Origin of the sequence: Cyanobium sp. T1B-Tous (genome assembly GCF_024345475.1) — a bacterium.
GTDB lineage: Bacteria > Cyanobacteriota > Cyanobacteriia > PCC-6307 > Cyanobiaceae > Cyanobium_A.
In genome coordinates this window covers 1-9,401 of sequence record NZ_JAGQBE010000079.1, presented here as the reverse complement: position 1 = coordinate 9,401, position 9,401 = coordinate 1, and the positions used below count along the sequence as shown (strand labels likewise).

Genomic DNA, 9,401 nt, shown 5'->3' with positions numbered 1-9,401 from the left:
AACAGCCGGCGCGAGCGGGCCGTGCCGGTGCCGGTGATCCAGGAGATGGCCGCCGCCCTGGCCGATCCGCACTTCGGGCCATCACGGGCGGAGGGTTTTGCGGCCATCTGTGCCGTAGTGCCCACGCACCACAACGATCTAACGGAGGTGCTGCAGGCCGAACTGGCCGGACTCGATCAGCGCATTCGCTCGGCCACCAACCGCGAGCGCAAGCTGCAACGCCATGGCTATTCGCGGCTACTCGATCTCGAGCGATTGCTCCATCTGATCCGGCTGCTGTGCACCTGGCCCGATCTGGCCGCCACAGACCCCGCCAGCGCAGAAGAGCTGGAGGCGATCCTCTCGCCTCTGCCCCAGGGCGATCTGGCCGATCGGGCAGCGGCCTTTCTGGGGAAGCTGCACGGAGCCTGTTTTGCCGATGCCAGCGCCATCCGCAACGACTTGGCCTGGTTGGAAGCCAACGGCTTCTGCAGCGCGATCCCAAGTACCCCACCGGTTCAGCTGGCCCCAGCGCCGCGTGCCGCCGCACCCATCCATGGCGGGCTGCCGCCGATGGGCGATGGGCCGGTGTTTGTGCGGGTGATGACGCTGCTGCGCCACCTGCTGCAGGTGCCCTTTGACCGGCCAGCCGAGCGCGGCAGCAACCTCCATCAGCACCTGATCACCGCCACAGAAACGATCCCCGGCGCCTACCTGCCGGGCGAAACGGCCACCCTGCGCAAGGACCTCGAGAAGCTCCTCACCCCCTACGGCTTCCGCAACCGCAACGACAACGTGCGCCACGGCTACTGCCTGGGCACCGCCGTGCTCTCACCGGCCCGGCTGCGGGAGGTGCACAACGTGGTGCAGCAGGCGGCCGGCCGGCTGGCTGATCCATCGGCGCAGGACCTGTTGGCCGAGCTGGATGAACGCTTGGGCTGGGCCGGCATCAGCGCCGATGGCCTACCGCCGGTGCGCAGCTATGCCCGCCATGCGGTGGTCGACACCCAGCTGGTGCGCCGCGACTCGCTGGCCGCACCCCGCCGCGCCGAGGCGATCGAAGCGGCAATCGTGGAACACCGCCGCGTGCTGCTGCAGCGCTACCCCGGCGTGGGCAGCTTTGCCGGTAGCCCCGCTGGTGAGCTGCGCGTGTGGCCGCTGCAGCTGATCTTCCACAACGTGGGCTGGTATCTCCTCTTTGAGGAGGACCAGGTGGGGCGCGAGCAGGGGTTGATCCGCAGCGAACGGCTCGATCGCCTCGCCATGGCCCGCGGCGATGGCGACCTGCGCCGCAACCCCGAGCAGCACGCCGCCGCCATCAACCGGCTGGAGCGCTTGCTGCACCACAGCGGCGGCATCTTCTTCGGCAGTGACCTGGAGCAACAGCTGGCGGTGGCCAGCAGCTCAGCCCAGCGCCGCAGCCAGGCCCTGGTGACCCTGCGCTTCTGCTGCAGCCCCTGGGCCTTTGCCTTCATCCGTGAGGGCCTGCAGCGCTATCCGATCGAGCACACTCGCTTTTCCAGACCACTGCCCGGCGACAGCTGGTGGCATCACCCCAAGGCGCCGCACGTGCTCGAGCCAGGCCCAGCCGACGCCAGCCACCCGTACCCGGTGGAGCTGGACCTGCCCCCCTGGACCGTGGCCGCCGACATCGACCTGCGCAGCTGGTTATTTGCCTTTGGCGGCGGCATTCGCATCGAACAACCCGATGTCCTCAGGCAGGAGCTGCTGCTGCGCTGTCAGGAGGCAATGGCGGCCAATGGTGGGCAGCCAAGCCCAAGCGCTACCGCAGACCAGCCTTCCCAGCGGACTGACTTTGCCAACCGCCGACACAAAGACCGGCGGTTGTTGTAATCACACCTAAACCCAACACGACCCCAACAGTTCTTGTTTCGATGCGGATTTCGCATGGGTACAACCATTCATCACCACCCCCCTGAATGACGCACTCCAGGGTCTACATAAAGGCCCGAGCCCAGCCGTGGCCAACAGGAGCAATTGCGTCGTGAAGTCAAACCGTGGTCCGCTTAGCCTGTTAGCCGCGGCAGCGCTGTTGAGCAGCCAGCTTCCGCTACTAGCGAACGATCTTCCGCTGTATTGCAAATATCCGCCGGGTCGCGGACTCACCCCGGACCAAGAGACTCGCTGCGCCGAAGATCCGGCCAAGGCACAAGAGGCCAAGAAAAAGGCGGAAGAATTGCAGCCCCCCACCTATCCCTTCTCTCGTCCCGGCTTTCTGACGGTTGAGCCGACCAGCGGGAAACAGATTGGCTTGACCCTGCTCTCCAAAGATGGCCGCGAGATCACCTTCGACTACGGCAAGAACAAAGAGAGCCTGGTGCTAAAGCCGAGATCATCAGCTGGAAATCGGCAAATGCAGGCTCAGGAACCGACGCCAGCAGCGCCGTGAGCGTTGCCGTCGCGGGCGCCTTGTTCTTCTGGCCGATGATGCTGGCGGCCCCGTTCATGGTAAAGAACTACACCATCACCGGCTTTCAGGTTGAGACCATTGATCGGCTCGGCAAAGATGTCAGCCTTGATTTCGCCACCATCGAAAGCCCCAGGCCAGCGATGGAGCTGCTGCGGTTTTCCACGGGTCTGACGGCAGGCACCAGGCGCGGACCTGACACCACCAAACCCCTCTACGAAGCCGGACTCAAGCAATCGCTGCTTGAGCTGGAGACTTTGAAGAAACCGCTTCTGGTTGTGAACAACAAAAAGCCGTGGTGCTCAACCATCAAGCTCAGCGACAATCCAGACAGTGCCGCCTACAAGGGCATGGTTGAGAACATCAATGCCTTGCGCCGAAAGCTCGAGTTACCGCCCGTGCAGGACCTGGCAACCCAGTCGACCGACCAGCAGTGGGAGGCCTATCTGGATTCCAAGCCGGGCCTCAGGCAATGGGTGGCGGCCTACAAGCAACAGGCAGAGACGCTGAAACAGTGCTGAGCGATCGGCGCCGGCATCGGCAGCGCCTCTTGCCCCAGGCAGACGCCTGAGCAACAGAGGCGCAGGCATTGACCCTGGAAATGATGCAGAACCTGCATCACTTTGCCGACACCCCGGAGCTGCCCCAAGGGGACGGAGGCTCATGGAAGCCCGAAGTCCACAGGTACTGGCCCTAGATCGAGGGCCAGTACTTGCGAGAGGGCGTGAATCCCGAACCTCGCCAATCGGGCGGGCGCGCAGCTATTCGTGCGCAACTGCAGACAACGATGCACAAACTGCATGAAAACCCCGCGATTGGCCAGGGGGAATGGCCCATGCCGACACCGGATTACCGCGCCGCGCCAGATCCATAATCGCCACATCTACTCAGAGTGAGACTTCCGAGAAGACGGCAAGACCCATTGCACCGCAATTGATCTCAGAAGTGTCGATTATTTTTCGTTATACGAGCCCGTGGTGCGCAGCCCTCAGACACTCGCGCCAAGTAATCACCAGCGCGCGACTCTAGGCCCGCCCACCAAATATTTAAGCTTTGCTTCAGGGTCTGGTTGGGAATTGACACCACCAGTGGTGGTGTCGGGTGGTTCAGGACCCCACCGGTGCTGATAGAACTGATGGGCGCCTTGGCAAGGGGTGGCACTCCCGGCCTTGGCCGGGGGACACGGGGAGTCCCGGGCTTTTCGCAAAGAAAAGGCCCAGGGGATCTCACCTCCCTGGGCCTCCCCTTGAAGGGTGCTGCTTTCTGTCAGCAGATTCATGGTGACCCACAGACCGCCTTTTTCACCCCTTTCGCGACACATCTCAGCAATTGACCTCAGCCCCTTGACAGAACTGTCAGGGCTGGTCAATCCACCTCTGCCCAGCCGGCATCGTGCTGGTGTGGCCTGCATCGTTTCTGCTGCTACTGCTGCTCAGTACGGCACTGCACTTACTGGAGGTGGAATCCATGACTGAGCCTTTTCCCACCCGCTGTCTGCTGCATCAGGTGCTGTATCAACGCACATCGCCCTACGGCGATCCCTACGCCGTAGCTCTGATGATTGATCCTGCCGGCAACACCCATACGGCACTGGCTTGCAGCAAGCTCTTTGGCGACCTCGACAAGCTCAGCGAACTGGAAGGCCACGAGGTCAACCTGCTGCAAACCCGCAGCGGACTGAAGCTCAGGCCGTGGGCGGAACAGACCATCGAGGCCAGCGACAGCTGCGATGAAACCTGTTGTTCATCGCCGTCGTTGGAGGCCGGCGAACTGCCAGACCCCCTGTTTGCAGAGGAAGATCCGCCCGCGAGCAGCACGGCTGCGAGCACAAGCTCGGCAGCCTCTGCCTTCACGGACCTGGCCACCACCGTGGCCAAGCTGGCGCGGGATCTCAAGATCCCAACGGCCATGTGGATTCACCTCCCGTAGCGGCGACCCCCGTCAGCCCCCTGCTCAGGGAGACCATTGCAGGGGGGCTGCACCCAGGCGATCAGCACAGGCCCGGAGCTTGAGGACTGATCCGCAGTTCGGCGTAGCCAGTGGCTGGATCCAGCTCCCGTTGGAACCGCCACTCCGGCAGCAGGCCAATGACCAGCTCGGCGATGGTGCGCACCAGTGAGCCGGGGCCAAGATGCCCGCCGATCACAGCACCGCTGCTGTCTGCGATCGCAATGTGCAGATGGGCGCCATCGGGCGAGAGGGTGCCGGAGAGGCTGATGATCTCCAGCTCGCCGCAGATCGTCGTGATCTCAGATGCTCCGGCCAGGCGCAACTGGGCCACCGACAGGCTGCCGACGGCGCTGATCATGCAGCCCGCCTGCTGCTGCTCGCCCATCCAGGCCTCCAGTGCCCGGCGCAGGTCTTCGCCCGGATGCAGCCGCAACGGCACCACCTTCATGGGATTGGCCCCTCCACCAAGGACTGGGTCATCACCAGCGCATCGACGTAACCCAGTTGCCGGTGGCGGAACGCCCCCGGCAACGTGCCAACCACCTGAAAGCCATTGCGCTGCCAGCAGTGGATCCCGGCGGTGTTGGTGCTCACCACCAGGTTGAACTGCAGAGCCCGAAACCCCAGTTGCCGCGCCGCCTGCAGTGAGTGCTGGCAGAGGCGACTGCCGATGCCCTGGCGGCGGCAGTGCTCGGCCACCACGTAGCCCGCGTTCGCTACATGGGCGCCGAGTGCAAGTGAGTTGGGCTTGAGGTAATACGTGCCCACCACAGCTCCGGCTGCATTCACGGCCACCATCACCGCCTGGCTCTGCTCCACCCAGGCCAGCTGGGCCTCGGCCTCGCTGATGGCCGGGTCGTGGGGGAAGGTTTCACCAGCTCGGAACACCGGCTCCAGCAGCGCCCACAGCAACGGCCAGTCTGTTGCCTCAAAGGGGCGGATCTGCAGGTGCGATCGGGGGGAGGTTAGAGGAGCGCTGGTGTGGTCTGGTGATTGTCTCGCCAACAGGAAGGCGCCCCGTGGGGGGCGCCTTAGCACCGGTTGCGGCGGTCACCTCCTCACACCAAGGACTGCCGGTCGGGTGTCTGTGGTTCACGTATGACCTGTCTTGGGCCTGGCAGGGAAGGGAAGGAGATCACGTCTGGGAGAAGAGATGCTCAAGGCTTGACCTTCTCGGTTGTGATCTCGACCCGGGTACTGCTGCCCGGGGTGTCAACACGCGGGAATCAGAATTGGCGTATCGCTCTCTGCGGCTACGGGATGACGCTCGCGCTGCGTCATCGAGTTCACCTGTTGTGTGTCGCATCGTTGGCGCACCTCCGCTGTGCGCACCGGCTCGGGTGCTCCCTGGCCGGACTCTGTTGGAGGGTGGGACCTGGGTTGGCTTCCGGGCCTCCCCTCAAGTTCAAAGTACGCCCCTTTTCAGCTGGCGGTGGCCTGCTGGAGTGCCTGTTCCCGTACCTGCAGAAACCCAGTGAGCGCAATGATTCACAGGCTTCCTCATTGCCGTTGCCATCGAGATCGGTGTGCCCCTGGCGCAGCAGTTCCTGGGCGCGGGCATAGGAGCCGATCTCCCTACAGCGGTAGCGGTGACCACCCCTGTGGTGCCATCGGGGATCACGGCGCCTCTGCGGCCCCGGCGGTAGTCCCAGGGGCGGGTGATCCCACCCGGCACCTGCCAGACCCTGTAGCGCAGCCGGCTGGCCCGAAATTCAGCGTCCAGAGACTCCTTGGTCTCGCAGCCGCTCAGATACTGCCGCTAGCTAAGCCGCAGCGGCCTCGATGATCGCCGTTGTGGAGGCCTCCACCGCTCGTGCCAGCTCCTTCAGGGAGGGATCGGCCGAGAGGCCAGCAAGCATCGCCTCGGGGCGGATCATCCCGAGGCGGGTCTGGCCGGCTTCGGTGTAGACGGAGATCCGGCAGGGCAGAGCCATGTTGAGCGCCATCGTGGTGCTGAGCACCGCGGCGGCCTGCTGGGGGTTGCACACCTCGAAGATGCGGCACTGCTCCGGGAACGGCAGGCCCTTGCTGCGCAGAGTGTTGCCCAGATCATGGACGGCCAGCACGCCGAAGCCCTGGTTCACCACCGCCTCCTGGAGGGCGGCACTGGCCTCCTCGAAGGATTTCGGAGTGTCGAGGATGAAGAACGGATCCATGGCTGGCATCAGGACGTTCCGTACCAGCTGCGATACCACTGCGCCATCTGTTCGATCTCCTGGCTCTGCACCCGAACCATGGCCTGCTGCAGCTCCCGCAGCTGCGGATGCTGGCTGTTGGATTGGGCCATCGAGGCCATCATCACGCCCATGCGGTGGTGCGGAATCATCTGCTCGATGAAGGCACGATCGAAGTCGGCGGCATTCTTCAGGGCGGCCAGGCTTGTGCCCATACCCATGCCCATGCCGCCCATCCCCATGCCCATGCCGCCCATCTTCATGCCACCACCCATGCCCATCCCCATGCCGCCCATACCCATGGCTCCTCCGGTCGTCCAGCTGGGAACATCGCCGCCAAACCACTGCCGGTACCAGGTCCGCATCTGGGCGTTCTCCTGGCTCTGGCTGGCCTTGATGCTGCGGGCCAGCTCCTTGATCTCGGGCCTGCGCGCGCGGGAGAGGGCAAGATCTGCCATGGCGATCGCCCCGTCATGGTGAGGAATCATCATCACGATGAAGTGCTGATCCATCGACTGGGCGGCCATCCGCCCCGGACCGCTTAGTCCCCTTCCCATCCCGCTTCCGGCTTGGGCCACCACCTGGGGCGGCACCGAGCGCGCTGGAGCCTCCAGCGACAGAACGAGCGCTCCCAGCCCTGCAGCGGCCGCGAGCCTGAGCGCCGCCGAACGTTTCTGGTCCAACGCGGCATGGTGATGGCCCATCAGTTCTCTCCCTTGCTTGTGCCTTTCTTCAGCATGGGCACTTAGCAGGGAGTCGGACACGGATTCGGGTCATGGCTTCATCGAATCGGTGTGCCCATTCGCTGCGTATGGGCCGAACGTCACGATCAGCCTTCAGACGTGAAGATTGGGGCAGATCACCGCGTCATCCTTGGCTGGATCGCTCTGCCAGCCCTCCAGCAGGCCCTGCAGTTCCTTGCGGAGCTGCCGCAGCTCCTTGATCTGGCCATCGATCCGCTCGATCTGGCGCCCCAGCTGGACCTGGATGTCGCCGCAGGGCAGCTCACCGGCATCGTGCACCGCCAGGCAGTCCTGGATCTCCTCCAGGCTGAGCCCGAGGGTCTTGAGCCGGCGGATGAACTCCAGGCGTTGCAGGCTCTCCTCGGCGAAGAGGCGGTACCCGCCTTCGCTGCGGCCGATCGCCGGCAGCAGACCCAAGTCTTCGTAGTAGCGCAGGGTCTTGACCGGCAGGCCACTGCGGATGGCCAGCGCCCCGATCTTCATGCCGGTCTTGATGCCAACAGCTGCCATGGGCTTGACTCTCCTGCTAGGGGGAGACTCTAAGCTGGTATTCAGCACTTCTTCCCGGAATTCCGTGAAACCCATCGCTCTGGCTGTCCTCTTCTCGGCAGGCGTTGCCCTGGCACCCGGCGCCGCCCGCGCTCAGGCCAACGACATGTTCCCGAGCAAGGCCGCTGCGGAAAAGCGAGCCAAGGAACTCAAGTGCAGCGGCGCCTTTGCAATGGGCAAGGACTGGATGCCCTGCCAGAACTTCGATGTCTATGAGAAAGCCGTCTCCAAGGAGAAGTGACACCAGCAGTCCCTTTTCTGTCACTGACCATCCCCTCGCAATCTCAATGACCCAGCACTCCACCGGCCCCTTCCAGCAGACCAACCGTTGGGCTCTGCTGGCGGCCCTCGTAGCGGCGACCTTCGCTCCGCTGCTCGTCAGCGCACCCGCTGCGGCGCACATGAAGGGCATGTTCAAGACCAAGCAGGAGGCGGAGAAACGCGCCGCCGAACTCAAGTGCAAGGGGGCTTTTGCGATGGGCTCCCTCTGGATGCCCTGCGCCAACATGCAGGATCTGCACAAGGCAATGGATAAGGAGTGAGGCACCATCACCTGATGCGCCGGGTGCACCGCAGCCTCGTGCCCCTGGCAGCCCTGCCACTGCTGCTCACGGCGCTCTCCGGCTCCCTGTACGGCGCCCTATCGGCCCAGGGAATCGAGGCCTTCTGGCTGATGAAGCTGCACACGGGCAACTTCGGCCTCCTCAATCTGCAGCCCTGGTACTCCTCGGTCCTGGCGCTGCTCACCCTGTTCGTGATCGGCTCCGGCATGGGACTGCTGCCGGGCCGCCGCAGGGGGATGAAGCAACCGCCGCCAGCGGCCTGATCAGGCCGCTCAGGAGGAGGGTATTAATGAGGATTCTGAGCCTGACACGCAACGACAACAAAAAGCTCAACCTCCACAACCACTTCGAAATGCATGGACTCAGTTTGAAATCATCTCCGCCAGGAATGCGGCGGATGATCTTCTGGTAATCAGGCCACAGGGTCGATGGAAATGAAGTGATGCCAACAGCTTTCGTAGACACTGAACGACTGATGGGGAGCACGCATCATCTATGCCATCAAAGGCAATGCCACATTGAGTATCAAAAGAAGAAGCAGGAGCCGCGAATGATGCCACGGGTTAGTGAAAATTTTGCCCCGAATATCCCAACATGTGCCGGCGAGCCATGTAGAGGATGATGACAGGCAAGACGATCCATTGAATGACGGCAAGTGCACTCACGCCTAGTAGGGGCACTGCCAGCATCGGCACTCCGTAGGCCTTGGAAACATTAACTCGATAGGTTTCGATCGCAAGCGTGATCAGAAGGCCGATACCGGTAAACAGGAGCGTCAGCTTCCAGGTTGGGGTCAGCACCCAGTACCGCGAACGCATCAACGCGCTCACAGTCCAACTGCTGAAGAGAATGATGACCCCATCGCCAAAGGCGCAGTGGGTCAAGTCAATAACTTTGTCGCCCAGGGATGGACTTGCGTAGAACTCGTAAAATGGAGACTGCCAAACCTCGTAAAAGAAGTTGAGCAGAAAGGCAAAGAGAAATAGATTTGTTTCTGGTGCAGCGAGAATTCGTG

13 protein-coding genes are annotated in these 9,401 nt (G+C 63.2%); 7 read left to right on the top strand and 6 right to left on the bottom strand.

Going from position 1 to position 9,401, the window contains the following annotated elements; translation table 11 throughout:
* The 4 genes from KBY71_RS13395 to KBY71_RS13380 all read left to right on the top strand — a co-directional run.
* On the top strand, nt 1–1,833 hold a 1,833-nt coding region (locus tag KBY71_RS13395; protein ID WP_254929391.1), incomplete at its 5' end, for a WYL domain-containing protein.
* A gap of 199 nt (nt 1,834–2,032) precedes the next feature.
* Entirely contained in the window at nt 2,033–2,389 is a 357-nt protein-coding gene (locus tag KBY71_RS13390) for a hypothetical protein (protein WP_254929390.1), read from the top strand.
* On the top strand, nt 2,386–2,928 hold the full coding sequence (locus tag KBY71_RS13385) for a hypothetical protein (RefSeq protein ID WP_254929389.1): 543 nt from the start codon (nt 2,386–2,388) through the stop codon (nt 2,926–2,928). The genes KBY71_RS13390 and KBY71_RS13385 overlap by 4 nt, the downstream gene beginning before the upstream one ends.
* A gap of 946 nt (nt 2,929–3,874) precedes the next feature.
* On the top strand, nt 3,875–4,336 hold the full coding sequence (locus KBY71_RS13380; protein ID WP_254929388.1) for a hypothetical protein: 462 nt from the start codon (nt 3,875–3,877) through the stop codon (nt 4,334–4,336).
* A gap of 61 nt (nt 4,337–4,397) precedes the next feature.
* Here KBY71_RS13380 and KBY71_RS13375 read toward each other — a convergent pair whose 3' ends face one another.
* From KBY71_RS13375 to KBY71_RS13355, 5 genes are all read right to left on the bottom strand, one after another.
* A complete protein-coding gene (locus KBY71_RS13375; RefSeq protein ID WP_254929387.1) occupies nt 4,398–4,805 on the bottom strand; it encodes a PPC domain-containing DNA-binding protein in 408 nt (135 codons plus the stop codon).
* Nucleotides 4,802–5,299, bottom strand: coding sequence for a GNAT family N-acetyltransferase (locus tag KBY71_RS13370; RefSeq protein WP_254929393.1), 498 nt, complete (start codon nt 5,297–5,299; stop codon nt 4,802–4,804). The genes KBY71_RS13375 and KBY71_RS13370 overlap by 4 nt, the downstream gene beginning before the upstream one ends.
* Nucleotides 5,300–6,120: 821 nt before the next feature.
* Nucleotides 6,121–6,513: a DUF302 domain-containing protein gene (locus tag KBY71_RS13365; RefSeq protein WP_197169810.1), complete on the bottom strand. Its 393-nt coding sequence runs from the start codon at nt 6,511–6,513 to the stop codon at nt 6,121–6,123.
* Nucleotides 6,514–6,521: 8 nt separating this feature from the next.
* On the bottom strand, nt 6,522–7,214 hold the full coding sequence (locus tag KBY71_RS13360) for a DUF305 domain-containing protein (RefSeq protein ID WP_254929386.1): 693 nt from the start codon (nt 7,212–7,214) through the stop codon (nt 6,522–6,524).
* Nucleotides 7,215–7,367: 153 nt separating this feature from the next.
* A complete protein-coding gene (locus KBY71_RS13355) occupies nt 7,368–7,784 on the bottom strand; it encodes a heavy metal-responsive transcriptional regulator (protein ID WP_254929385.1) in 417 nt (138 codons plus the stop codon).
* A 64-nt stretch (nt 7,785–7,848) separates the two neighbouring features.
* Here KBY71_RS13355 and KBY71_RS13350 point away from each other — a divergent pair, with 64 nt between their 5' ends.
* From KBY71_RS13350 to KBY71_RS13340, 3 genes are read left to right on the top strand one after another with little or no spacing between them, the layout of a single operon-like run.
* A complete protein-coding gene (locus KBY71_RS13350) occupies nt 7,849–8,064 on the top strand; it encodes a DUF3721 domain-containing protein (RefSeq protein WP_254929384.1) in 216 nt (71 codons plus the stop codon).
* Between the two features lie 46 nt (nt 8,065–8,110).
* Nucleotides 8,111–8,365 carry a DUF3721 domain-containing protein gene (locus tag KBY71_RS13345; protein ID WP_197169814.1) on the top strand — a complete coding sequence of 85 codons (255 nt, stop codon included), beginning with the start codon at nt 8,111–8,113 and terminating at the stop codon, nt 8,363–8,365.
* A 14-nt stretch (nt 8,366–8,379) separates the two neighbouring features.
* Complete coding sequence (locus KBY71_RS13340) at nt 8,380–8,649, top strand: hypothetical protein (RefSeq protein ID WP_254929392.1); 270 nt, start codon at nt 8,380–8,382, stop codon at nt 8,647–8,649.
* A gap of 300 nt (nt 8,650–8,949) precedes the next feature.
* Here KBY71_RS13340 and KBY71_RS13335 read toward each other — a convergent pair.
* A partial coding sequence (locus tag KBY71_RS13335) for a hypothetical protein (RefSeq protein WP_254929383.1) occupies nt 8,950–9,401 on the bottom strand: 452 nt, incomplete at its 5' end.